At 48.9% G+C, this 23,930-nt stretch carries 28 protein-coding genes and 5 pseudogenes; 18 read left to right on the forward strand and 15 right to left on the reverse strand.

What is annotated here, in order from left to right; all coding sequences use genetic code 11:
• Window positions 1-65: 65 nt before the first annotated feature.
• A pseudogene (locus EGK14_RS21600) lies at window positions 66-399 on the reverse strand (integrase); the annotation flags it as partial.
• A gap of 432 nt (window positions 400-831) precedes the next feature.
• Between EGK14_RS21600 and EGK14_RS13655 the strand changes: the two are divergent.
• Entirely contained in the window at window positions 832-1,497 is a 666-nt protein-coding gene (locus tag EGK14_RS13655; protein WP_125289652.1) for an autoinducer binding domain-containing protein, read from the forward strand.
• A 567-nt stretch (window positions 1,498-2,064) separates the two neighbouring features.
• Here EGK14_RS13655 and EGK14_RS13665 read toward each other — a convergent pair.
• Window positions 2,065-2,481, reverse strand: coding sequence for a hypothetical protein (locus EGK14_RS13665; protein ID WP_125289654.1), 417 nt, complete (start codon window positions 2,479-2,481; stop codon window positions 2,065-2,067).
• A gap of 561 nt (window positions 2,482-3,042) precedes the next feature.
• On the opposite strand from EGK14_RS13665, the pseudogene EGK14_RS13670 reads away from it, so the two are divergent.
• Together EGK14_RS13670 and EGK14_RS13675 are read left to right on the forward strand one after the other, a co-directional pair.
• Window positions 3,043-3,279 (forward strand): annotated as a pseudogene (locus EGK14_RS13670) (nuclease domain-containing protein); the annotation flags it as partial.
• A gap of 47 nt (window positions 3,280-3,326) precedes the next feature.
• Window positions 3,327-3,685, forward strand: a pseudogene (locus EGK14_RS13675) (antiterminator Q family protein).
• A gap of 442 nt (window positions 3,686-4,127) precedes the next feature.
• Here the strand turns inward: EGK14_RS13675 and EGK14_RS13680 are convergent.
• Window positions 4,128-5,138 carry a hypothetical protein gene (locus EGK14_RS13680; protein ID WP_125289655.1) on the reverse strand — a complete coding sequence of 337 codons (1,011 nt, stop codon included), beginning with the start codon at window positions 5,136-5,138 and terminating at the stop codon, window positions 4,128-4,130.
• A 484-nt stretch (window positions 5,139-5,622) separates the two neighbouring features.
• Between EGK14_RS13680 and EGK14_RS21170 the strand changes: the two genes are divergently transcribed.
• Window positions 5,623-5,922, forward strand: a complete 300-nt coding sequence (locus tag EGK14_RS21170) for an antitermination protein (protein ID WP_255416547.1) — start codon at window positions 5,623-5,625, stop codon at window positions 5,920-5,922.
• A 51-nt stretch (window positions 5,923-5,973) separates the two neighbouring features.
• A pseudogene (locus tag EGK14_RS21885) lies at window positions 5,974-6,252 on the forward strand (antitermination protein); the annotation flags it as partial.
• Window positions 6,253-6,342: 90 nt separating this feature from the next.
• Here the strand turns inward: EGK14_RS21885 and EGK14_RS13690 are convergent.
• Entirely contained in the window at window positions 6,343-6,792 is a 450-nt protein-coding gene (locus EGK14_RS13690) for a hypothetical protein (protein ID WP_125289656.1), read from the reverse strand.
• An 18-nt stretch (window positions 6,793-6,810) separates the two neighbouring features.
• On the opposite strand from EGK14_RS13690, the gene EGK14_RS13695 reads away from it, so the two are divergent.
• Window positions 6,811-7,371, forward strand: a complete 561-nt coding sequence (locus EGK14_RS13695) for a glycoside hydrolase family 19 protein (protein ID WP_125289657.1) — start codon at window positions 6,811-6,813, stop codon at window positions 7,369-7,371.
• 113 nt (window positions 7,372-7,484) lie between these two features.
• Here EGK14_RS13695 and EGK14_RS13700 read toward each other — a convergent pair whose 3' ends face one another.
• Both EGK14_RS13700 and EGK14_RS13705 read right to left on the reverse strand, forming a co-directional pair.
• Window positions 7,485-7,922, reverse strand: a complete 438-nt coding sequence (locus EGK14_RS13700) for a hypothetical protein (protein WP_125289658.1) — start codon at window positions 7,920-7,922, stop codon at window positions 7,485-7,487.
• Window positions 7,919-8,287 carry a tlde1 domain-containing protein gene (locus EGK14_RS13705; RefSeq protein WP_125289659.1) on the reverse strand — a complete coding sequence of 123 codons (369 nt, stop codon included), beginning with the start codon at window positions 8,285-8,287 and terminating at the stop codon, window positions 7,919-7,921. The genes EGK14_RS13700 and EGK14_RS13705 overlap by 4 nt, the downstream gene beginning before the upstream one ends.
• 342 nt (window positions 8,288-8,629) lie before the next feature.
• Between EGK14_RS13705 and EGK14_RS13710 the strand changes: the two genes are divergently transcribed.
• A complete protein-coding gene (locus EGK14_RS13710; RefSeq protein ID WP_125289660.1) occupies window positions 8,630-8,989 on the forward strand; it encodes an antiterminator Q family protein in 360 nt (119 codons plus the stop codon).
• 421 nt (window positions 8,990-9,410) lie between these two features.
• On the opposite strand, the pseudogene EGK14_RS13720 reads toward EGK14_RS13710, so the two are convergent.
• A pseudogene (locus EGK14_RS13720) lies at window positions 9,411-10,180 on the reverse strand (hypothetical protein); the annotation flags it as partial.
• 91 nt (window positions 10,181-10,271) lie between these two features.
• The gene (locus EGK14_RS13725) at window positions 10,272-11,300 is read right to left on the reverse strand and encodes a LacI family DNA-binding transcriptional regulator (protein ID WP_125289661.1); all 1,029 of its coding nucleotides are present in this window, start codon (window positions 11,298-11,300) and stop codon (window positions 10,272-10,274) included.
• A gap of 285 nt (window positions 11,301-11,585) precedes the next feature.
• Between EGK14_RS13725 and EGK14_RS13730 the strand changes: the two genes are divergently transcribed.
• The 6 genes from EGK14_RS13730 to EGK14_RS13755 all read left to right on the forward strand — a co-directional run bounded on the left by EGK14_RS13730 (window position 11,586) and on the right by EGK14_RS13755 (window position 17,483).
• Window positions 11,586-11,897, forward strand: a complete 312-nt coding sequence (locus EGK14_RS13730) for a PTS sugar transporter subunit IIB (RefSeq protein ID WP_125289662.1) — start codon at window positions 11,586-11,588, stop codon at window positions 11,895-11,897.
• A gap of 8 nt (window positions 11,898-11,905) precedes the next feature.
• The gene (locus EGK14_RS13735; RefSeq protein ID WP_125289663.1) at window positions 11,906-13,225 is read left to right on the forward strand and encodes a PTS sugar transporter subunit IIC; all 1,320 of its coding nucleotides are present in this window, start codon (window positions 11,906-11,908) and stop codon (window positions 13,223-13,225) included.
• Entirely contained in the window at window positions 13,225-13,566 is a 342-nt protein-coding gene (locus tag EGK14_RS13740) for a PTS lactose/cellobiose transporter subunit IIA (RefSeq protein WP_125289664.1), read from the forward strand. The genes EGK14_RS13735 and EGK14_RS13740 overlap by 1 nt, the downstream gene beginning before the upstream one ends.
• 20 nt (window positions 13,567-13,586) lie before the next feature.
• On the forward strand, window positions 13,587-15,026 hold the full coding sequence (locus EGK14_RS13745; RefSeq protein WP_125289665.1) for a 6-phospho-beta-glucosidase: 1,440 nt from the start codon (window positions 13,587-13,589) through the stop codon (window positions 15,024-15,026).
• 65 nt (window positions 15,027-15,091) lie between these two features.
• Window positions 15,092-15,967: an ROK family protein gene (locus tag EGK14_RS13750; protein ID WP_125289817.1), complete on the forward strand. Its 876-nt coding sequence runs from the start codon at window positions 15,092-15,094 to the stop codon at window positions 15,965-15,967.
• A 106-nt stretch (window positions 15,968-16,073) separates the two neighbouring features.
• A complete protein-coding gene (locus EGK14_RS13755; protein ID WP_125289666.1) occupies window positions 16,074-17,483 on the forward strand; it encodes a 6-phospho-beta-glucosidase in 1,410 nt (469 codons plus the stop codon).
• 442 nt (window positions 17,484-17,925) lie between these two features.
• Here EGK14_RS13755 and EGK14_RS21750 read toward each other — a convergent pair whose 3' ends face one another.
• Complete coding sequence (locus EGK14_RS21750) at window positions 17,926-18,060, reverse strand: hypothetical protein (protein WP_255416545.1); 135 nt, start codon at window positions 18,058-18,060, stop codon at window positions 17,926-17,928.
• Between the two features lie 259 nt (window positions 18,061-18,319).
• On the opposite strand from EGK14_RS21750, the gene EGK14_RS13760 reads away from it, so the two are divergent.
• Window positions 18,320-18,997, forward strand: coding sequence for an SOS response-associated peptidase family protein (locus EGK14_RS13760; protein WP_125289818.1), 678 nt, complete (start codon window positions 18,320-18,322; stop codon window positions 18,995-18,997).
• A gap of 62 nt (window positions 18,998-19,059) precedes the next feature.
• Complete coding sequence (locus tag EGK14_RS13765) at window positions 19,060-19,383, forward strand: hypothetical protein (RefSeq protein WP_125289667.1); 324 nt, start codon at window positions 19,060-19,062, stop codon at window positions 19,381-19,383.
• Here the strand turns inward: EGK14_RS13765 and EGK14_RS13770 are convergent.
• The 5 genes from EGK14_RS13770 to EGK14_RS13785 all read right to left on the reverse strand — a co-directional run bounded on the left by EGK14_RS13770 (window position 19,370) and on the right by EGK14_RS13785 (window position 21,647).
• Window positions 19,370-20,134, reverse strand: coding sequence for an SDR family NAD(P)-dependent oxidoreductase (locus EGK14_RS13770; protein WP_125289668.1), 765 nt, complete (start codon window positions 20,132-20,134; stop codon window positions 19,370-19,372). The two genes, EGK14_RS13765 and EGK14_RS13770, sit on opposite strands and share 14 nt — an antisense overlap.
• A gap of 131 nt (window positions 20,135-20,265) precedes the next feature.
• The gene (locus tag EGK14_RS13775; protein WP_125289669.1) at window positions 20,266-20,751 is read right to left on the reverse strand and encodes a GNAT family N-acetyltransferase; all 486 of its coding nucleotides are present in this window, start codon (window positions 20,749-20,751) and stop codon (window positions 20,266-20,268) included.
• 10 nt (window positions 20,752-20,761) lie between these two features.
• Window positions 20,762-20,980: a hypothetical protein gene (locus EGK14_RS13780; protein WP_125289670.1), complete on the reverse strand. Its 219-nt coding sequence runs from the start codon at window positions 20,978-20,980 to the stop codon at window positions 20,762-20,764.
• Between the two features lie 79 nt (window positions 20,981-21,059).
• Window positions 21,060-21,200, reverse strand: coding sequence for a hypothetical protein (locus tag EGK14_RS21605; protein ID WP_233598501.1), 141 nt, complete (start codon window positions 21,198-21,200; stop codon window positions 21,060-21,062).
• 63 nt (window positions 21,201-21,263) lie between these two features.
• Window positions 21,264-21,647: a chlorhexidine efflux transporter gene (locus EGK14_RS13785; protein WP_125289671.1), complete on the reverse strand. Its 384-nt coding sequence runs from the start codon at window positions 21,645-21,647 to the stop codon at window positions 21,264-21,266.
• A gap of 521 nt (window positions 21,648-22,168) precedes the next feature.
• On the opposite strand from EGK14_RS13785, the gene EGK14_RS13790 reads away from it, so the two are divergent.
• The 3 genes from EGK14_RS13790 to EGK14_RS13800 all read left to right on the forward strand — a co-directional run bounded on the left by EGK14_RS13790 (window position 22,169) and on the right by EGK14_RS13800 (window position 23,577).
• On the forward strand, window positions 22,169-22,549 hold the full coding sequence (locus tag EGK14_RS13790; protein ID WP_125289672.1) for a putative holin: 381 nt from the start codon (window positions 22,169-22,171) through the stop codon (window positions 22,547-22,549).
• Window positions 22,536-22,823, forward strand: a complete 288-nt coding sequence (locus EGK14_RS13795; RefSeq protein ID WP_125289673.1) for a phage holin family protein — start codon at window positions 22,536-22,538, stop codon at window positions 22,821-22,823. The genes EGK14_RS13790 and EGK14_RS13795 overlap by 14 nt, the downstream gene beginning before the upstream one ends.
• Before the next feature lie 544 nt (window positions 22,824-23,367).
• The gene (locus EGK14_RS13800) at window positions 23,368-23,577 is read left to right on the forward strand and encodes a hypothetical protein (protein WP_125289674.1); all 210 of its coding nucleotides are present in this window, start codon (window positions 23,368-23,370) and stop codon (window positions 23,575-23,577) included.
• Here EGK14_RS13800 and EGK14_RS13805 read toward each other — a convergent pair whose 3' ends face one another.
• Complete coding sequence (locus EGK14_RS13805) at window positions 23,578-23,814, reverse strand: hypothetical protein (RefSeq protein WP_125289675.1); 237 nt, start codon at window positions 23,812-23,814, stop codon at window positions 23,578-23,580.
• Between the last annotated feature and the right edge of the window lie 116 nt (window positions 23,815-23,930).

Genomic DNA, 23,930 nt, shown 5'->3' on the forward strand with positions numbered 1-23,930 from the left:
TTGGCTTTTAGATCCAAATGCCTTTCCCCAAAATTTCCCCAAAACTGTACAAAAAAAAGTACGGTTCAGACCGTAATAATCATCCACTCTTTCCCTTGGTCATTGTTATATTTATCCGTATTTTTTGCGATTTATGCCCTAACAGCCTCTGCGTATTCACCCCTGTTCCCAATACAGGCGTTCAGACAGCGAACGCTGTTCATAAAAAGTTAACGCTGCCCCTTCCGGCCATTTTATTCCGCTTTTCCCCCTGGCTTTTTTGAATGTCGTTGTAATGGCGTTAGCAGAAACCCGATCGCCCCTTGTTGCCTGTGATGTGCTGTGCCGGAAATGTACCAGGTATTTACTGATCACAGCATCACGGCATTTAGCTACCACCTCACGCAGGGAACTATCCAGCGTCTTACGGCGGTACCGTCTCGATGCGAGACGCTGCAGATTGAAAAGGAAAAGCCCTGCTGGCCGAAATGTCGAAAAACCTGGCTGCTGGGGTTTCTGTGCGCAGATCGGTTCGGCGTCTAAAAAACCAGATTATCCGCCCGGCCCGGCCCGACGTCAGCGCAGCCGCTGCACGCTGAATACCTTCGGCAACAGGTTGCTGGTTGGTTCAAAAAATAGGGTCAATATTAAATAATTGATACGAGTATCAATAAACATTGAACCAGCACTTATGACATGCTAAATAAATTTTTATTGATTTCCATGGAGTGATATGATGCGGCTATCTTATTTAATAGGGCTGTTGTTATTTAATAAAAATCCGGCATTCACGAGCGGTGATATCTAAATAATATCTTGTTATAGAACAATCTAATCCGTGAGGCTCGAAATATGCTGGACTTATTTAATCACCAGAAGAATTTTGATATAGAAATGCGCAACTGCATTCAGCAACGGCTAACGATGTTTGATGATGTTATTTTTACGTATGCACTGATAAATATAAATAATCCCAATTATTTTTATATCCTGAGCAACAGGATTGAATGGTTTGAATCTGACTATCAGACAAATAAGCGTCATCGCACAGATCCGGTTATTATTAAAGGTACGAGCGGCGTCAGCGATTTTTACTGGGATCAGGCGGCTATGTCACTAAGCCTGGGGGACGTGGAAATCTTCGAAGATGCCCGAAATTACGATGTAATGCAGGGCCATACGTTTACGCTGCGTGATGAATTAAATAACGTTGCGATGCTGACGTTAATCAGAAAAATCGGCACTATCCTGGAATTCCAGCAAACTATCGAATGTAACCGCGACACGTTTAAAAAAATATTGCGTGAGTGTCATAAAAAAAACATGCGGATGCGTGGTGTTGAGTGCGATGTGATTTATCCTGGCGCGCGCCGCTATCATGTTTACGAAACAGCCGACGCAAAAGTAGTGCGGCCGATCATGGATAATGAAATTATCGCGCCGATTGAAACGTTAGCTGAATTAGTCAAAAAGCAGGCTTCTGGTTCGCACACTGAATTTGATAACATAGCGTCATAGGTCTGAACAGCCTGTAACCTGCCGCGCCATTTTGGAGAAACAGAATGGCGCATTTTTTATCACGGGGCCAGTTATGCAGGTAGACTGGTTCCGTGTAATCACTGATATCGAACGCTCTGGCATGACGCAGCAAAAAATCGCGCGTCACGTCATCGCGTCTAAATCCACCGTAGCATACTGGAAACAGGGCAACGAGCCGCGCTATTGCGACGGAGAACGGTTAATCAGGCTTTGGGAGCTGGTGACACGACGCAGCGCTGACGATTTGCCATACACGCATTACGATACTCACCGTTATAGGTTAAGATGAAAGTGCAAACCCGCCTACGTGGGCGGGTTTTAACCTAAGCTCTTTTCAGAAGCGGTAATATTTTTTCTGCATTAATTATTATGCTGGTCTCTCTGGGGTGCAAAATTTCACCATATTCAAATACGTCAAAGCAAAACCTTACTTCTCTTTCATGGCTAAAGCTTGCAGGCTTGATAAAACTTATGCCTTGCATAATTCTGGGCAGCAAATCATAATCTTTATATATAGCTTCGTTTGTTAGGAATGAGCACCTTTGACTATATTCTATTTTTTGTATCTGATATCTGACTTCTATATTTTTTTTCATTGAATTTATCAAAGAAAACTGACGTACTTTTTTCTTGTCTTTTTATAACCTCTTTCTTTATTTGATTTGCCATTTCATAGGCGACCATATGAGTAACTTGCTCATTAAAAAACCACTTATCATTATAGTCTTTGAAAATATTATTGGCCAGCTCAGGTGAGTTAAGCAAGGAGATGCAAAAAATAAAGCTATTTTTGTTAATGAGCGCGACGGAGGCATGTATCTCGCTATAGAAATCCCACCCCTCAAATATTGGACTTAGTCCAATCATTTGCATGCTTTTTATATTCATGCTAGCTATGCTTTGCCTCTGACCAAATATTTCCCTGAATAATCTATGTGGTAAATGAATGTTTTTTAATTTCACATCTAGATCGTAGGTTCCTTCCATTGTGTCAATAATTTGTACTTCGGCATTTCGGTATTCAATTAAACTGCCAATTTTTATTTTTTTTTGATTGAATACATTAAATTATTCAAAGCAGCTTTTGACTAAGTACATTTTGATCACTGTGAGAAAGGTTGAGTATCGTTATAGTACATCTTTGGTAACGCTTTGAAACTTAATTTTTACGTAAAAATTACATAGGTGATAAATGAATTTTTCCAATTTTGAATCATACGTTTAATCCGTTATTTCAAATGCATATGAGAATCCTGCTCATGTTCACGCGCGCGTTTGTCCCGCCCGATAGTCAAGATTTTGGCCCGTTCTTCGCCCATCCTCGCTGCAAATTAATAGCGAGGACAACATATGGCAGACCACGTAAAATCCTGTCGAGGTGCCGGGCGCGGAGAAAGCGACAACCGACACGGCCGCCATAACTGCGAATACCAACACCGCGCTGGCGTTCGGCGTGACCAGTGCTACGGCTGCGGAAATTATCGAACATTTCCAGGGTTACGAATTTACTGATGGCGAGGGCCGCCAGCTCTATGCAATTTTAAACCGAAAACAACCATACTTGCGCATTACCGTCCGGCGGGAACCTGCGGCACCGGCTGCAAACCCGACGACGAGCAGGGCGCCCACAGCTGCAGCGCATGCCACGACGCGATAGACGGCAGAACCAAAACCTCCTTTACCCGTAACGAACTGCGGCTATTCCACGCCGAAGGCGTGCTGCGCACACAAAGGATTTTGAGAGACGAGGGCGTTTTATGAGGTTCTCAAATGTTGATAGCGAAATTTCTGTAGGAGAGGTTAGAGCAATGCGTGATATTAAGCGGGTTTTAGAACAATGGGCATCTGGTCGCGTCAACGCTTAGAAATGGATTACTCTCCTATAGCCGCTGGTTTTAAAGGGCTGCTGCCTGAGAATGCCAGCGGCGTTAGTTGCACGGACAAGGATGCGATGATTGTTGATGCCTGTGTAGGCCGACTGAAACAAAAGCGTCCGGATGAGTACGCACTGCTGGTGGATCACTACATCAAAGACATTTCAAAGCGGGCACTCGGCAGAAAGCTGAAGCTGTCAGAGGGCATGATCCGGATAAAGTTTCAGATGGCCGAAGGGTTCATTGATGGCTGCCCGGCGATGCTGGATGTGCATTTAGAGATGGATAATTAAGCGTAGGATATATGCCCACAAAGTGGGCTATATTCAGGCTAAATCTATGGAAAGAATTTATCTTTCACTGCCAGAGACGCAGCGAGTACAACTATTAATGCACAACAGATAGAGCTGATGATAGATGAGTAATAGAAGGCAGGCATCCATGTAACTAACTCACATTTTCCCTTATCAAAAAAATCATAGGAGTTACTATTCCGTTTTAAGAAAAATATTTTCTTTTTTTCTTTAAATTAAGAAAGAAATGTGCAACAGGCATAGCACCAAAGAAGCCTGTCATGCAGTGGAAAGAATAGGGGGCAGGGAAGGAGTTATTTTTCTGAAACTCACCTAAAAGTTGGTAATATTTTTTTCTGTTTACACCATAAATGATGATAGAAAGAATAAAACTAACCAGGCATAATGCCATTATAAAGTACCCTGTAAATTTAAGTATCATTTATACGCCCTGGCGATTAGAGATCGCATCCACACCCCAGTTCATAAACTTGCTTCCAGCATAGCCAGCAGCAACAGAACCTACTGCTGCACAGGCTACCCCCCCAATGCCAGCCGTTACAATTCCGACAGCAGCGCATATGCCTACCCCCGCCGATGCTCCAATAGCACCAGCGCCAATATCAGCAGCTGTTGATAATCCAGATTTTGTGTATTCCCTGAACGCTAATTTTCCGCATTCCCCTTCGCGGCCTTTGGTGCATGCATCAACCACATCATTAGTGGTTCCTGCAAAAGCGAATCCAATGCCAATATACCCTCCCATCTTGAGAAAACGAGCTGCCTTGGCCGCATTGCCGACATAATAAGAATATCCCGGAATCCCGCTCATCCCAACTGTTGACCACTCATGCACGATTGAACGGCTGGAGAGGTTTAACGCCCGCTTCATATTGTCATATTGCTGGAATTTCACAGTGTAACGCGCAAGGGATTTTAACATCGGTTTATTGACCAGTTCTTTTAACTGACGCAGTAACTGATTGCGCTCAACAAAAAACTGCTGACTGATAAGCGTACCCTGGGTACGAAACTGATTCTGGTAGCTGGCCTCGATTTTTTTCAGGGTCTGTTCTATGGCATTAAAATATTTTTCTCCGGCGTCTCCGGCAGTACTGAATATCTTGTCTCCGTCTCCGGTCAGTGCGGCAATTATCCCATAATGTTTTTGCATGAAACTGGCATCGTCACCGCTAACGCCGATAAAGGCCGCATTGGTTTTATTCTTTGCATCTTTGAGCATATTCAGCATTTGCATCGTCAGCTGAGCAGGCGTGTCCGGATCGGCAACAATCAGAATCTGTCCAGGCTTCAGGTACTGCGTATCGGCATTGAGTTCCATAAACAGGCTGGCGGCGGGTGATCGAACATCCCTGAAGAGTTCCCGTGCCTGGTAATCCAAATAGCCGGGTCTTTCCACTACACAATATCCGGGGGCTATATTACGCGCCATGCATCCTTTCTCCCTTACAATGATTACTACAGCACAGCAGTCCTACCGCCGTAGAAAAGTTTGCACCACTATAAATAATCCTACTGTGTCACGCAAAAAGTGTTGTAACCGGCTAAGAGCGGTCACTGCGACACGCTGCTTAATCATCGAAACCTCGCCCCGGCGGGGTTTTTTGCTTTCTGGCTTTGAAGGAACAGGTTGCCTGTTTAGGGGGGTTGATAGCACTGCCCGCCGCTTAAAAGGAACAATGGTCTTTGGCTTGTGAACACAATAAGCCTGTCAAATAAAGGATCGTTGACTGTATGAAAGACGCCATATGTTTACCCAACGTTCAGCTTGTAAACGCCGATTCACTGCAATTTATTAAAACCCTTCCTGACAACGCTGTCGATTTAATCGTCACTGATCCCGCGCAAAGGCGCACGATTGGGATCGGCAAGGGTAAAGCGAGGCGGAATATCTGGCATGGCCGGACGCGTTCCTGATAAAAACAGGCGTCAGCAAAGATGACAGGGCGCGGGCGACCGCCGCATTGATTGGCTATGCGCACCGGGCTGCACCAAAGCTTGTGATTAAAGCGGCTGGTGGACAGTTGGATAAATGCCTGATGGTACTGTCAAAGCTGGCATTTGAAGAGTACTGCCGCTCGGCGGCTACAACCAGCGATTGCCGGGACTGCGGGGGGCAGGGCTACCTTGTGGAACGGCGGCAGGTGGTCGTATATCCCGGCTATGTCAGTGCGTTTGACGGCGAAGAGAAGATTCCGCCGCGCTATGAACTGTAGGATGTTCGGGAAAACTGCAGCGTCTGCAAGGGAAAGGGCAAGCTAACGGCGCGCTGCCGCTGTAACGGTACTGGACGGGTACGTGACCTGGCAGAATCAGCGCGGCAGGGCGTGCCGGTTGATAGGGAATGCGAGCGCTGCTCTGGTAGGGGCTATAAGCGCATGCCAGCCAGTCGAGCATACCGCGCTGTTTCACTGTTACTGCCGAACCTGCATGAAAGAACATGGAACCGCAACTGGAAGCCGTTTTTTGAAATGTTGGTAACTAAATGCGAGATTGAGGAAAGCCATGCTGATACGCAATTCAGGAAGGTTACAAAACAAAAATAAAAACTAGTTTATAAATGTTTTAATTCAAGCCCGTTATTATTTTTTAGGGCTTGAATTTGACTTTAATAGCATTTGGATAATGCGAAACAACTATTTGACTTTTACTTTCCCATTGAACTCTGAACCAGCGCCCGATGAAAGTCCAACTACCATCAAATACTTCCCTGATTTTGTAATAGTTTCATCAACTTTTCTAGTCTCCCCCCAGGCTGGTGCACCTTTGAGTGTGTCACCATGATAGTAATTAGCAGGATCTTCATCTTGCGGATTACCGCTTCCATATTTTATGGTGGCACCGGGCTTATAGATAGTTAAAGCTGAATTACCATTATTATCTTTAAGAACGACATGCAGGCGTTGTCCCGATTTCAAGGGTAGAAACCAGCATTTTTGCTCGTATCTCAACACGTTACCTTGAAATTTCACTTCCTGTGCTTTGGCAACTTTTAAGTTAGGGATATCGCGGCAGCTAACTTCCGCATGCAGTTGTGTTGAAAAAACAACCGCAGCCAACATTGTAAAAACGATTTTTTTAGTCATAAGCATCCGGTATAAAGAATGAAAAAGATAGATTCCAGAGTATTGTACGCAATTTCTTATCATTTTCGAGGCGTTAAAGGACGAAATCAGGCTAAGATCATTCAGCTTATGCCACAGTATCTACCGACCGTACTGGCAAAGTACCAGATCAATACCTATCTAAGAGTTTGCCACTTCCTTGCGCAACTTTGTAAGGAAAGCAAAGGGTTTTCGTCATTAACTGAACAAGGCATAAATCCAAATCATAACGCTTATGAAGGCAATAAGCAGCTTGGGAATACCGAGCGGGGCGATGGTTACTTATACAGGGGAAGAGGATTTATACAAATCACAGGCCGTTACAATTACAATAAGGTTGGTGGAAATCTACACAAAGATCTAATACATCATCCTGAGCTTCTGTCAAGCGACATCCTCCTTGCGCTTGAATCGGCAGGTCTTTTCTGGATTCAGCATGGATTAAACAAGTTGGCAGATAAAGACGATATTGTGTCAATAACACATAGAATTAACGGCGGCGAGAATGGACTACCTGATCGACGTATCTTTTTAGATCGCATAAAGGCCGCAATGCTTTAATATATCATGAAACGGTTCTTTGAAATAAATGTGTAGTTAAATAATATTTAAAATAATAAGTGTTATATAAAATTAAGTGAAATATACCCCTATGCTTGGCATAGGGGCACTAATCAAAACTCACGCTTAACTATAATATATCCGTTAAACCTCACACTACATTCATAATCATTGACAAGAGAGGAAACGATGAAAACATCCTCCTTACCCAAATTGTTTTTAAAGTTGAATTTAATGATGAGATTTCTCGCATTATATTCAGTGTACGTATCAATATAATCCTTAACATATAAATATTCCCCCTTCATCTTTTTATAGCTTTCATTTGCGTAATGATTAGCTAATGCGTGGCTGACTGGTTCATTAAAAAGCAATTCAGTTTTAGTTTTATCTTTTTCAATGCTACTTACATCTATTTTCATTAAATTATGCATTTCGTCCATCATTACTATACCCGTACCGGATATTGGCGATTTGCAATTGTCATCAATCACCTGTTCTGCGCCAGAGCAGGCACTAAAAATTAACAAACCCATCAGTAAGTATTTCATTTGACTATGATATCCCTGTCTTTACTTTCCCAAATTGTTTTCCGATGCTCCGGAGCCAAAATGATGCAGCCATTTGATGCCGTACCTGGATCTTTTCTGCTGTCACCATGAATCAAAAAGTTATCGCGGCCACACATGCTGTTTCCTTTATCGGGTTCCAGACGTAGCGTGAATCGACCCGCTTTTTTATGTGTAAATGGAACGCCTACGATCCTGTATTTTCCGCGAGGCAACGGACCTCTATTGCGCAGGCATTCATACTCAGGATTATCCTTGTAACCCGGCGCACCAGCGTAAAGCGCGCTGAACTTATACTTGCCATTATGTTTGAAGGTCTTCATCATTACATTGTAAGTCCATGCCATTGTTACTCTCCTTGTTGTTTAACGAGTGAAGCATTCCATTAGCGCAAACAGTTAACCGATTTTACTTGCGCTTTCCAGTGCGCCAAAATAAAAATTAAACACAGCTTAACTAACATCAAGTAAGGGTTGATTTTGCATAAATCTGGAGTAATATTTCTCCAAAATGGGATTTTTATGCATACGCCACTTACGAATTATGAACCTCGCTCCGGCGGGGTTTTTTGCTTTCTGGCTTCCACGCCGAGGGCGTGCTATGCACACAGAAAATTTTGAGAGACGAGGGCGTTTTGTGAAGTTCTCAAATATTGATGGCAAAATTTTTTTGTAGGGGAGGTTGGCATAATGCGTGATATTAAGCTGTTTTTAGAACAATGGGGCATCTGGTCGTGCCAACGCTTAGAAATGGATTACTCTCCGGTTGCTGCCGGTTTTAAAGGGGGACTGCCTGATACACGTTCGGACGCATCATGCACAGATTCAGACGCACTCATAGTCGATTCATGTGTAGGAAGACTCAAGCAAAAGCGCCCGGATGAGTACGAACTACTGGTGGATCACTACATCAAGGATATTTCAAAACGAGCGGTTGGGAGATGGCTGAAGCTGTCAGAGATCAGGATAAAGTTTCAAATGGCCGAAGGATTGATAGAAGGTTGTCTGTCGATGCTGGATGTGAAGCGGGAAATGGACGGCAGCTTTTAACGATGTAAGCCCACATTCTGGGATTTTAAAGTTGTGTAATTACCATTTTTATCAGGCTCATTACAACAAAAATTGCATACAAAAATAGTGCCGAAACTGACAGGTGATAATAAACATCTATCCACTTAGTGAGATTTGAATCTATGTCCCTTATGAAGGTGGAAACAGTAAGGTGATTATTGGGTTGAAAATTATTTTTTTCCTTTTTTAAGTCTTGAAAAAAAATAAGACATCCCAAACGATCCCCAAAAACCCATCGAGCCGTGAAATTTATAAAGGGGGGGCTCGAATCCGCTATCGTGATACATAGATAACAGAGTATTATATTTTTTTGTGTTTATTGCAAAAAAATAAACTGTAAAAAAGTAATAAAAAAGGAGCGATGGCAAATCCAATGACAACCTGCGAAAGAATATTCATGCTATTTTAACCAAAGGTCCATAAGATGATTACTTGCTGAACTTGCAATAGCCCCACCGGCTACTGAACCTACGGCGGCACAGGCTACACCTCCTGCGCCAGCGGTGACAATGCCTACTGCAACGCAAACGCCAATACCGGCAGATGCACCCAAAGTGCCTCCAGCCATACCAGCAAATGTACCGCTTGCGAATTTACTACATTCTTTAAAGGCTATTCTACTACATTTACCTTCCCGCCCTTTAGTACAGGCATCAACCACATCATTAGTGGTTCCGGCAAAAGAAAATCCAATGCCAATATACCCTCCCATCTTGAGGAAACGAGCTGCCTTGGCCGCATTGCCGACATAATAAGAATATCCCGGAATCCCACCCAACCCTACGGTTGTCCATTCATGTACAATTGAACGGCTTGACAGGTTTAAAGCCCGCTTCATATTTCATACTGGCGAAACTTAACCGTATTACGTGCAAGCGATCCTAACAGCGGTTTATTAACCAGATCCTTTAATTGATTTAGTAACTGATTGCGCTCAACAAAAAACTGCTGACTGATAAGTGTACCCTGGGTACGAAACTGATTCTGGTAGCTGGCCTCAATTTTTTTCAGGGTCTGTTCTTTGGCATTAAAATATTTTTCTCCAGCGTCCCCTGCGGTGCTGAAAATTTTGTCTCCGGCACAGGTCAGTGCAGCAATCATTCCGTAGTGTTTTTGCATAAATCTTGCTTCTGCAGCACTGCTGCCTGTAACAGTGGTATTGGTCTTTTGCCAGCCTGAAAATCAAGATTCCAGGCCTTTCCACCACACAATGTTTGTAACGAGAAAAGTAAGATAGCGACTTGCCGATCCGTGGCAGGCTTCATCTCTCTTGCGCCTTACCGTAAGGCCCGATCCCTACAGACTGCCGGCGGATCAGTTCGCCTGGCATCAGCGCCAGCGGCTCGACCTGCTCACCATCCAGCATCTTTGCCAGCTGCATCATCGCGCTGGAAACCATCTTTGCAACCGGCACGCGTACGGTCGTCAGCGCTGGCGTCAAATAGGCGGCGACGGGAATATCATCAAAGCTGAGCAGGGAGACATCGTCCGGCACTTTCAGCCCCACGGCGCGCAGCGCGCAGACGGCGCCTATCGCCATATCGTCATTACTGGCGACAATAGCGGAAAACCTGACGTTGCGCCGCAGCAGCTCGCAGGCCGCCAGCCTGCCGCTCTCGTTGGTCCAGCCGCCTTCCAGCATCAGCGCCTGATGCGGCGTAATTTCATGCCGCTTTAGCGCGGATAAATAGCCGTTCAGTCGGCTGAGACCGGTATGCGATCCCGCCATGCCTTTGATAAACGCGATGTCCCGATGTCCCTGGCCGATCAGATAATCTACAGCCTGGAACGTATCGTTTTCATGATCGGCGCAGACAGCATAGTGTGGAAACGTTTTTAAACTGCGGTTCAGGATCAGCATCGGTTTGCTGATCGTCGGGATCAGCGTGTCGATCTCTTCCACGCTCAACGATCTTGGATAAATGATTAGGGCATCGCAGCGGCTGTCGATCAAAAAATTGATGGCCTGCCGCTCCTGGTCCGCCGTGTGTTTGCCGTCGGCCAGCACCAGCTGCGACCCCAGCTGCTCGGTCAGCGTCGCTACCTGATAGAGCAGCTCACTAAAAAAGGGGCCGTTATAAAGGGTATTGGGCACCATCAGGCCAATGCTCTGGCTGCGGTTGGTCGCCAGGTTACGCGCCAGCAAATTAGGCCGGTAGCCCATTTCCTCCACGGCGCTCATGACCTTGTCCCGCACCGTTTTCGACACGTAGCCACGCCCGGCCAGCACGCGAGAAACGGTCGCTTTTGAGACGCCAGCACGCCTGGCCACATCCAGCATCGTAATCATGGAGAGTTTCCTTTCTTTATCGGCCGCTTATTGTAACCAAAAACGTAGCGGTTAAAACCCGCATTTTTTTCACCACGCCAGCAAAGATTTAAGGATGTACGGTAAATATATTCAGGTGCGGCATAAACAAATAATCTGTAACCGGTCTCACATTATTTTATGTCTGGCGATAAATAAATTACTGAATGAGTGGGTGATGGATCACAAAAAGTAAAAAGAGGATCTGTAACCGGTTGCAGGCTGATCGAATGGCGCGTAAAAATTCAGGAAACAAAGGAGGATGTTATGATCAAGATATTATTATGTTGCTCTGCAGGCATGTCCACAAGCATGGTGGTTCAGCGGATGGAAAAGGCCGCCATAAAACTCGGAATTGATACGAAAATTCAGGCAGTTGGCATGGAAGAGTTCAACGAAAAGATCGCTGATTTTGACTGCTGCCTGCTGGGCCCGCAAATCAAGTACAAGCTCGATGATTTCCAAAAATGCGCGGCCGAATACCATAAACCGGTTGCCGTTATTAATACTATGGATTATGGGATGCTTAACGGCGAAAAAATTCTGCAATCCGCGCTGGCGCTTATTGAATCTCATTAGGGGGCATAATGAGCACACTGGCCAATTCGCTGTTTGGGGTGATTGAAAATCGTATCAGTCCGGTAGCCGCGCGCTTATCTTCACAAAGACATGTTGTCGCTATTAAAGATGGCTTTATTGCTTCGATGCCGTTTTTAATTGTAGGTTCCTTTATGCTGTTGTTTTCTCATCCACCTTTCAGCGAAAACAGCCAGTGGGCTTTTGCAAAATGGTGGTTAGGTATCGTCAGGCAATATAACGACCAGCTGATGATGCCTTACAATATGACGATGGGGATTATGGCCGTCTTCATCACCAGCGCTATCGCCTATAACCTTGCGCAGAGCTATAAGCTCAACGGCCTGATGGCCGCGCTGCTCTCGCTGATGACCTTTCTGGTGGTTGCCGCGCCGCAAAAAGATGGCGCGCTGTCGGTTGCCTCTCTGGGCGGCGAGGGCATTTTCACCGCCATTCTTATCAGCCTGTACTGTACCGAAATCATGCATCTGCTGACGAAGTACAATATCGGCTTTAAGCTTCCCGAACAGGTGCCGCCCAAAATCCGCCAGTCTTTCGATCTGCTGATCCCAATCCTGGTTATTTTCCTTACGCTTTATCCGCTAAATCTGCTTATGGAGAGCCATTTCGGGCTACTCCTGCCGCAGGCGATTATGTCCCTGTTCGCGCCAATCCTGTCCGCTGCGGACTCTTTGCCCGCTGTGCTGATAGCGGTGCTGCTGTGCCATCTGCTCTGGTTTGCCGGCATCCACGGCGCGGCGATCGTCGGCGGGCTGCTCCAGGCGTTCTGGCTGGCAAACCTGGGCATTAACCAGGAGGCGCTTAACGCGGGGCAGGAGGTGACCAAAGTCTTTGTTGAGCCGTTCTGGCAGTTCTTTATTACGGTAGGCGGCTCCGGTGCAACTATGGGGCTGGTGATCCTTTATCTGCGCAGCAAGTCCGCCCATCTGCGCTCGATTGGCCGCCTGGGTCTGGTTCCCGGCATGTTCAATATCAACGAGCCCATTATTTTCGGCTCGCCGGTAGTAATGAATCCGCTGCTGTTTATTCCCTTTGTAACTACGCCGCTGATCAACGCGGTTATCGCCTGGACAGCGACGCGCACCGATCTGATCAACCATGCTATTTCCCTGGCGCCATGGACCACGCCCGGCCCGATTGGTGCAGCCTGGTCTACGGGCTGGGACTGGCGTGCGGTGGTGCTGGTCGCGTTTCTGATTGGCCTGTCGGCATTGATTTATTACCCATTCTTCAAAATGTACGAACGCCAGCTGCTGCAACAGGAAGCGGAAATGGCTGACGGCATGGTTCTGGCTGAGGAGACCAAATAATGGATGCACCACAGGATATGGAAACGACGGTGATGGAGCTGATTATCCATGCCGGCGAAGCGCGCTCCGCTGCCATGCAGGCGCTCCAGGCGGCGCGAAAGCATAGCTGGGAAGAGGCGGAGGCCTCGCTGCTGGAGGCGACAAAAGCCGTGCGTGAAGCGCACAGGATCCAGACTGAACTGATCGGCGCGGACGAAGGCTGCGGCAAAATTCCGGTCAACCTGATCCTGGTGCATGCGCAGGATCACCTGATGAACGCCATGCTGTGCCGTGAACTGGTGGAAGAGATTATCTATCTGCATCGTGAGGTGCAGGAGCTGACCAAAACTCGTACGCAGTAATCTTTGAAAAGGAACCATTTATGTCTGACAAATTACCTGCTGATTTTTTATGGGGCGGTGCGGTCGCTGCTCATCAGGTTGAGGGCGGCTGGCAGGAGGGCGGCAAAGGCCCGAGCATTGTCGACGTGCTGACGGGCGGTTCGCACGGTGTGGACAGAGAAATCACCGACGGCGTGATGGCCGGTAAAAATTATCCCAATCACCTCGCTACGGATTTTTATCATCGTTACAGGGAAGATATCGCGCTATTTGCGGAAATGGGCTTTAAGTGTTTCCGCACCTCTATCGCCTGGACGCGTATTTTTCCGCAGGGCGATGAGGCCGAGCCTAACGAGGCGGGGCTGAAGTTTTATGATGACGTTTTTGACGAACTGTTAAAGCACGGCATTGAGCCCGTGATCACGCTGTCGCACTTTGAAATGCCGCTGCATCTGGTTAAACAGTATGGCGGCTGGCTTAACCGGGAGCTGATTGACCTCTTTGTGCGCTACAGCGAAGTGGTGCTGAAGCGCTATAAGCACAAAGTGAAATACTGGATGACCTTTAACGAGATCAATAATCAGCGCAACTGGCGCAAGTCGCTGTATGGCTACAGCAACTCCGGCGTCATTTTTACCGACCACGAAAACCCTGAAGAAGTGATGTACCAGGTGCTGCATCACCAGTTTGTCGCCAGCGCCAGAGTGGTAAAGCTGGGCCATGCCATCAATCCGGATTTTAAAATTGGCTGCATGCTGGCGATGGTGCCGCTCTATCCCTGGTCCTGTCATCCGGACGACGTAATGTACGCGCACAAAGCAATGCAGCAGCGCTATCTGTTTGGCGATGTGCATATGCGGGGAGCTTATCCTGCCTGGGTTCGCAAAGAGTGGGCGCAGCGCGGATTCACTATCGATATGGCGCCGGAAGACGAGCAGACGCTGCGGGAAGGCTGCACCGATTACCTTGGTTTCAGCTACTACATGAGTAATGCCGTAGAGTACTCGACCGCCCAGCAAACTGACAATACACCGCTGGAGGCGTTCCCCGGCAGCCGCAAAAATCCGCACGTAAAAGCTTCCGACTGGGGCTGGCAGATCGATCCGGTCGGCTTGCGCTACACGCTTAACGTACTCTATGAACGCTACCAGAAACCGCTGTTTATCGTGGAAAACGGCTTCGGCGCGTTTGATAAGGTTGAGGAGAACGGCGAGATCAACGACGACTACCGTATCAGCTACCTGCGCGAGCATATCGTGCAGATGAAAAAAGCCGTGCTGGAGGATGGCGTCGATCTGATGGGGTTTACGCCCTGGGGCTGTCTGGACTGCGTCTCTTTCGGTACGGGACAGTACGATAAGCGCTACGGCTTTATTTACGTTAACCGCAGCGATGACGGCAGCGGCGATTTCTCCCGCGCCAAAAAGAAAAGCTTTGACTGGTATAAAAAGGTTATCGCTTCTGACGGTGCATCCCTTTAAATCCGGCTGACCGGAAAGGCCTGACGGGCGGCGTGATGCCGCCCGCCAACAAGCCGGAGTGAATGATGAGAATTGCAGCTTACGATATCGGCGGTACCGCCTTAAAAATGGGCGTGCTGAACGAGAAGGGCGAGATCCTGGCGCAGGAAAAAACGGCGGTCCCGAATTTTTCCGGCGAGCACATACTGGCTTCGATTCAGGCATGGCTGGCGAGCCATTCCGAATGCGAAGGAATAGCCCTGAGCGTTCCCGGCTACGTCGATCCCTGGACAGGCTTTATTACGATGGGCGGCTCCCTGCGCGATTTTGACGGCTTTGCTTTACAGGCGTGGCTACAAAATAAAACAGGCCTGCCCGTTAGCGTAGAAAACGACGCCAACTGCGCGTTGCTGGCCGAACGCTGGCTGGGCAACGCGCAGACGATGCGGGATTTTCTGATGATGACCATCGGCACGGGCATTGGCGGCGCGCTTTTTTGCAACGGCGAGCTGGTGCGCGGGCATCGTTTCAGGGCGGGAGAATTCGGCTACCTGCTTAGCGAGCGGCCGGGCGCGGGACGGCTGAACAGCTACACCATGAATGAAAACTGCACGCTGGCGGTCCTGCGCAGGCGCTACGCGCTGGTAAGCGACAGGCCGCTGGAAGCGGTCACGGGTGAAGAGATATTCGCCGGCTATGACCAGGGAAATAAAATTTGCGTCCGGCTGGTTACACAATTTTATCAGGATCTTTGCTCGGGCATTTATAACCTGGCGCATCTGTTCGATCCGCAATGCATCTTCCTGGGCGGAGGCATAACCGAACGGCCAGGCTTTATCGACGAGATCAAAGCGCATCTGGGCTGGTATGGCCTGACGGTGTGTGTCGCCAGAGCCAGCCATGGCAACAGCGCGGGGCTGACGGGCGCGGTGTATCACTACCTGAACAGCCAGCATAAATAAAGCCCAGCGGGTTTTATTCAGTCATTCATCATCCATGCGGTGAGGGGCAGGGCTACCTGCTTTCAGCCCACTCTCTGTCTGTCCGCTCATTCAAGGAGCTTTTTGTATGCAAAACAAAATAAAGATTGTCACCATCGGCGGCGGATCCAGCTATACCCCGGAACTGATCGAAGGGCTGATCCTGCGCAAGGATCGGTTACCCATAGCGGAATTCTGGCTGGTGGATATTGCGGACGGCGCCGAAAAAATGGAAATCGTCGGCAATATGGCGAAGCGTATGATTGCGGCGGCCGGACTGGACTGGCAGGTTCATCTGACGCTCGATCGTAAAGCAGCGCTGAAAGATGCCGACTACGTGACCACGCAGTTTCGTGTAGGGCTGCTGGATGCTCGCCTGAAGGATGAGGTTATCCCGCTGGCCAACGGCCTGCTGGGGCAGGAAACCAACGGCGCGGGCGGGCTGTTTAAAGCGTTCCGCACCATTCCCGTTATTCTGGAAATTATTGACGATATGCGTGTGCTTTGCCCCAACGCCTGGCTGGTCGACTTTACCAATCCGGCCGGGATGGTGACGGAAGCCGCGATAAAATACGGACAATGGGAAAAAACGGTGGGGCTGTGCAACGTGCCTTTCAGCCATATCACCCAGGCCTGCGAGCTGCTGGCGATCCCCGAGGCCGAACTAAACTTCAAGTTCGCCGGGCTTAACCATTTTCACTGGCACCGCGTCTGGGACAACAAAGGAAATGAACGCACCGCCGAGCTGATCGATAAAATCTATGCGCCGGAACAGCGCGATCGCTCTGATGAAGGACTGAAAAATATTCACCAGATCCCTTTCCACTATGAGCAGGTCAAACACCTTGGCATCCTGCCGTGCGGCTATCATCGCTATTACTATTTACAGGAGCCGATGCTGGCGCACGCTATTGAAGAATTCAGGCAGTATGAAACGCGTGCCGAGGTGGTGAAAAAAACCGAAAAGCGGCTGTTTGAACTCTATAAGGATGTCAATCTTAACTACAAACCGGAAGAGCTGAGCCAGCGCGGCGGCGCCCACTACAGCGATGCGGCCTGCGATCTGATCGCCGCTATCCAGAATAACACCGGTAAACAGATGGTGGTGTCAACGCGCAATAAAGGCGCCATTGCCGATCTGCCTTTCGACTGTATTGTGGAAGTGACGGCAGCTATTACCGCGCATGGCCCGAAGCCGCTGCGTTGGGGAGCGCTGCCGCCTGCGGCGCGAGGCATGATCCAGCTGATGAAGGCGATGGAGGAAACCACTATCGAAGCGGCCGTGACCGGCGATTATGGCGCGGCGCTGCATGCGTTTACTATCAATCCGCTGATCCCGGCTGGCGATACGGCCATCAAATTGCTGGATTCGCTGCTGTATGCCCATAAGGCATATCTGCCGAAATTTGCCGAAAAAATAGCGCAAATAGAGCGGGATAAGCCGGAAATCGTCGCGTTTGTCGACCAGCTGTTGGCGGACCGCAAAGCGCATGCCTGACGGCCAGCACCTGCCGCCCGTGTCGGCCAGCACCTGCCGCCCGTGTCGGGCGGCAGCCCGTATACCTGATATCCTCCTGCTGCCATCGCTGCCCTTTTTAAAATAAGGTGAAGCCACGCCTGCTCAAAGGCGCAAAGATCCCTTCTCCCCGGAGGCCGATCAGCTCTTTATTCAGCGCCGTTACAGGTTTTAGCGCGCTATCGGTTTATTGTCCTCTGATTTCTGACGGCAATCATGCTGTTCTTTTTTAAATTCACTGCTGACAGGGAACCTGGCGGTCTGTGGTGGGGGAGTACTGTTTGTGGTCGGCGATGGCGAACGCTGAACCTGTTCATCTGAAACCGTTATAAAAGGCGCAAGGTTGCTGTGTCAGGTCTTTGCCATGCTGATAAATGCTTGCGCCTTGATAAAAATCACCCGGGCGGTGCTCTGAAAATAAGACTCAGTAAGAGCAATAGCCGCCTTTATGATGGGAACCGGTACCGCCATGGGGATGTTGTCCCTTAGGGCAGGCGAATGCTGAAGCAGACAGCACGGCCAGCAGGGAAGCCAGCAAAAGCAGGGTCGTTTTTTTCATCTCTGTTCTCTGTAAGTAACGAAGCAAAGATAATATACGCTTATAAATTGCAATAAGGATCCTGATAAAAAAACAGTACTGCCATGCTCTTTCAGCTGGTGCTGTCTGGCTCAGCCTGGGGCGCTAATATAAGCAACGGTAACTAATAAAGTTTCGTCATAAAAGGATGGGTCATGGCTGCCTGGGGCGCGTGAAAAAAGGAACAGGCATGGGCGGCCTGCCGTTTTTCGCTGCTACGCTTATCGGAAAGGAGGAGATTATGTGCGGACGTTTTACTCAATACCGATCCCGTGAGGCTTATCTGGAAGCCTTGAGTAACGGCATCGAGCGGGATATCGCTTACGATCCAGAACCGCTTGGCCGTTATAACGTGGCGCCAGGAACGCGCGTACCGTTGCTGAATGAACGTGACGCGACGCTTCATCTTGATCCTGTTCATTGGGGATACAGCCCGGTATGGTGGCACAAGCAGCCGCTGATTAACGCTAAATCGGAAACGGCGGCGACGGGCAAAATGTTTAAGCCGCTCTGGCGCAGCGGGCGGGCGATAGTTATGGCCGACGGCTGGTACGAATGGAAACGCGACGGCAGTAACAAGCAGCCTTACTTTATTTATCATCAGAGCGGCGAGCCGCTTTTTTTTGCGGCCATCGGCAAAGCGCCTTTTAACAAAGAGGACGAACATGAGGGCTTCCTGATCGTAACGGCCGCCAGCGATAAAGGACTGCTGGATATTCACGATCGTCGGCCGCTGGTGTTGACGCCCGAAGCCGCGCTTGCCTGGATGAGTGAGAAAACCACCCCGGAACAGGCGAGCGGGATAGTAAAAGAGGGGGCCGTCCCGATTGACGAATTCGCCTGGCATCCGGTTAGTAAGGCCGTAGGCAATATCAAAAATCAGCGTCCCGGGCTGATTGATGAGGTTGAAACGGCCTGAGTTCACACCCTAAAACATCCCTTTCCGCTGCAAACAGCAAGAAAATCGCAAGGGCAGGCGCTATGAAATTAAAATTGTTACTTAGCCTGGCGGTAATATTTTTTTGTGCAGGCCCGGCGCTGGCTGCCCGGCTGTCGGACGAGGAGGTGCAGCAGCGGATCGTAGCCGAGTCCATTGCAGATTATTCCGGCAGCTGCGCCTGCCCGTTTAATTCAGCCAGAAACGGCAGTCGCTGTGGTAAACGAAGCGCCTGGAGCAGACAGGGCGGTGAGGCGCCGATTTGCTATGTAAAAGAAGTGACGGCGGAAATGATTAATCAATGGCGAGCAGCCCATAACGAGGATCAGGCGGCACGCCGTGCCGCCGGAAACATCAGGCCTGTTTAGGCTGACCGTTGGATGCCATGATACCGCCATCGACCGGCAGATTAACGCCGGTGATATAGCGGGCGTCATCGCTGGCAATAAAGGCAATAGCGCTGGCGATATCCTCCGGTTCACCTGCACGCGCCAGCGGAATGCGCTCATAGAACTTATTCAGCAGCTGCTGGTTATCTTTCATCTCTTCCGTCAGATCGGTAAAGGTAAAACCGGGACAGATGGCGTTTACGCGTACGCCGTCTTCACCATAGTCCAGCGCCAGCGAGCGGGTAAAATTGGTGACCGCGCCCTTGGCGGCATTATAAACGCTCATTCCCCAGTCGCCACCCAGCCCGGACACGGAAGAGACGTTAACCACGTTGCCTTTGCTTTTCAGCAGCGCGGGCATAAAGTAATGCACGCAGTAAAACACGCCGTCCAGGTCAACCTTCATCAGATTTTTCCAGTCGTCCAGCGCGATCTCATGAATTCGGCCCTGAACGATCTGGCCGGCATTATTCACCAGGACGTCCACCCGGCCATATTTATCCAGCACGTTTTTGGCAAGCCGTTCTACCTGTTCCGCCTCGCCCACGTCGCAGGCTGCGACCAGATGCTCACCCTGAGCCAGTTTCGCCAGCGTCTTATCCAGCTTTTCTTTCGTGCGGCCTACCAGCACCACGGAAGCACCTTCGCTGGCGAAGCGTTCTGCCGCAGCCTGACCAATACCGGAACCTGCACCGGTTACCACCACGACTTTTTGCTGAAAACGGGCCATATTAACCTCCTGTTGAAATGAATCTCTTGTTAAAACGCTCCGTTAACCCTGGCAGCCCCGCGAAGGATCGCAAGCCTCGCAAAAAGCGTATGAGCTTAACTTGCTGTTATTAATCTTTTTTTTCAGTAAATTCAGAATGTAACTTTTTTTGAATGTAACAGATCGGCCTGCATTTCCATGCAGAGCAGATCGCCTGCCAGCGCAGAGTGATAAACCGATTGTCTGAGCAGCGTGAAGCCATGACGCTGGTAAAATGTCATGGCGTCCGGCGTGGAAGAAAGGGTGAGCGTGGTAATACCCCTTGAGAGGGCCTCATTTTTTATAGCCGTCAAAATTTGCGTGGCGTACCCTTTGCCCATATGGCCCGGCAGAGTAAAAATGGCCTCCACGCTGTGCGTTTTATTGTCGAGAAAGCCTGTTGCCACGGGAAATCCCGGCGCGTCTGCCACAAAAAAGGGATGCTGAACAATGGCCTGAAGATAGCCAGCAGGCATCTTGTCTGGCGTCCAGGCCATGACCTTCTCTTCACCGTAGGATGCTCTACAACCGGCACGGATAGCCAGGTTACGTATTTGCCATAGCGCCCGCGCTTCTTCCGGGCGTGCCCGTCTGATCATCGGCTTGACCTTAGCCAGCGTCGCTGGAATAACGTTTGATGTTAAAACCTTCTTCTTTTACCGGCGCGACAAAATAGCGGCTGGTAAGCTCATATTCTTTCTCTGTAACGGCAAAGTCATGACTTTTGACCTGATTTCTTAACGCCAGCCGGGCTTTGCACAAGCTGTCTGGCTCATCCAGGAAATGCAGGATGTGCATACAGCGGGCCTGCTCGACAATGCGTTTCATCCACTGACGTTGCGCAAGCGTATTCGCCGGAAAATCAAGCGCTACGGAAGTGCCCGTTGCCCTTTTTACAGCAAACCGTTCAGGACGAGCGAAGATGCATTAAAAACAGCGCCAGATGGTAAAGCAGATCTTCTACGGCGAACCTGATGGGCACCGAACAGTTGATAACCAGTACGGCTAAAATCAGTAAAATTACGCAGCTTGTTATAATACGTGGCATTATCACCTCTCTGCGCCCCTGGAGCGGCAAACCCAATGGAACCGGAAAAAGTTGTAAACATAGTTAAACACGACGATATAAGGCAAAAAGAAGGCAACCAGCGCTATTTGCAACATAAAGGCTTTTAACAATAAGCGGTAAACCACCGGGCGTTATCGGGATCGGAACGGCAAGCAGTCCGGCTTCAAAAAGAACCGCGTGAAGGATCCTGAAGGGCAGGCTCCGCCTGAAACCCGATTTTATTTGAACAGCATCAAACAGGCGATTAAAAATAACCTTACTCAGCATTGCCGTGATGGCGTACAGCTTCGCCAGCGCGACGGATTGCGTTGCGGGCACGGCTAATCTCGCCGCCAGCACGAGCGCAATCGGGGCATTAGCCACCACCTCAAAAAGTATTGAGTGAAAAACCCTTTCTTTCAACGTTTTGTTTAACACTGTTTCCATTAAAGTTTCCGATAATCTCAACGGCTGCGTCCGGCAGGCAGGCGGTTACGGGCCGGTAGGGTAGCAATCCTGCTTAGCGGAAACTTTGTCTGCCATCATTTCTTGTCTTTATCGCGCGCTCCCGAACGCATAAAACAGGTTGACGCACCCTATGGCGTCATTTCTGAGACTAAAAGCGGAAAAAACTTGATAAACTGCTGGTCACAGCAGAAGCGACGTCTTTCACAGGATAAATGCTGCGCTGGCTACCTTTTCTTTGCGGCCTCATCGCTCTACAGGCAGCGTCATAGCGTTGAACCGCATGGTTCCCTTATCAACACTCACGGGTCGTCCGTTTCATTGCCTGGCTTTTCCGAATCAGCACCAAATAAATTTACAGGACCCTCACGCGTACGCATTTCCCGCACTAATGTAAAAATATCAACTACTCCAGCTGTGCTAAATCGAATTTTCTATTCCTGGCGCAGACCGGGATTTTTTCTCGTCCATTTGAGAAGACGCTGAAGCAGAAAGGGGGCTCTATGTTCATTCATGAAATGGTAGTGAGGATTGGTGTGGTATCTTCAGCCGGAGCGAGTGTGGCGAGTCAGTTAGGTGGCATGAACTACAGCGTGTTGTTTGGCTCCTTTGCCGGAGCGGTGTTTTATGTTGCCGGCGCAGCTGACATCGCTTTGCGCGTGCGGGCTGCTTATTTTGTTGTCTCATGGATCGTGGGCGTGTTCGGCGCCGATGTTGTCGGCGCCAAACTGGCTGGCCTGTTGGGGTATAGCGACAGGCCGCTGGATGGGCTTGGAGCGGTACTGCTCTCGGCGCTGGCCATTAAAACCTTAACATTCTTTAATCAGCAGGATCCGGCCGCCTGGCTGGCCCGCATCAAAGGAGGCTTTCATGGTCACAAATGATCCTATGGTGATTACCAATGTGATCACCTGCTCGGCAATTGCCCTGCGGCTAATGTTTTTCCGTAAGCCCGGCGCGCACCATGAATGGTGGGCATCATGGCTGGCCTATCTGCTGGTGCTGGCCTATGGGTCGGTTCCGTTTCGTTATTTCTTCGATGATTACAATCACAGCAGCTGGGCCTCTCTCATCATCAATCTGGTGTTCTGCGCGGCGGTATTTCGCTCAAAAGGCAATGTAGCGGAGATCCTTGCCGTGCTGCGCCCCGGTAGATGAAATCTTCGCCTGCCGGTCAGCTTGTCTTACTGGCAGGAGTTCTTTTTTTGAACGGCACTGTTAAGGTTATACGTGGTATTAATATATTATTCTTACCTAAGCTAAATTAGTGTAATAAATACATGTTTACTCTGCCGCTTATCTACAAATGTGTTGCACGTTCCTCTCAGACATAACTTGCTGTATTAAAAGGCCGACAATCCCCGACTTCGCTATTAATAAATCGTTTCCTTTTGCCATGGGAATAAAGCCAAATCCGCCAGAAATGTTCTGTTACGGGAAAGTTTCATTAATAATGGTAAAACCAGCGATTTCCTTACATTATTTACCCGTGGTAGCTAATCTTCATTGGGTTTACAACTTTCTTCTGCCAGGATTAGTCTGTTTTTCCCTTTAATCCCCTGCAGATTTGCCGGATAAAGAAACATTTTCCGGTAAAAGAGGGGTAAAAATGGCAAAAAAGTTAAATCTGTTTAAATCAAGGGTTGAGATGCTAAGCCATTGCTCAGTAAAATAGGGCCAAAACTCAAATCAGGAGAATTTCGTGTCAGAAGCTGCGTATGTCTATCATCCGGAACGGCTGGAAGAAGCGAAGAATATCGCTTTGGGGTGGCGAATTGTGGGCCAGATGGAGCCGCAAACGCTTGAGGATGCTATTCAAATGTTGCGAGACAGCTCGGCCTACGCTGCACAGGTTTACGATCTGCTTTACGCCGAAATCGCTGAGCATCAAAAAGCGCAGGAAAACCGCTAATTACCTTCGGGCCAGCGAGCCGGCCCGATAGCGTTGCCAGGTTTCCCAGCATTTTTGCGGATCGACATTAGCGTATCCGCAAAAAGGATCCAGAGTGCGGGCTATATTATCCGGTACCTGAACCAGCGTGGTGATATCCCGAATCTTTTCCACTTCTTCTTCCGTTAACGGCGAGCCTTTACGCCATTCAGCCTTCGCCAGTAGCCCTCCCAGCGCAGGAACCGATATAACTGCCATAGTTGCGTCTCAATTAATTGCCTGCTCAGATCGTCGGCTCGCCCGGAGAAAACTTTAGGTTGTTACGAAATTTAAATTTATTTAAATAAATTTTAACAACTCATTAAAGTAATAAA

The sequence above is a fragment of the Erwinia sp. 198 genome (genome assembly GCF_003937915.1).
In the GTDB taxonomy this organism is placed as follows: domain Bacteria; phylum Pseudomonadota; class Gammaproteobacteria; order Enterobacterales; family Enterobacteriaceae; genus Erwinia; species Erwinia aeris.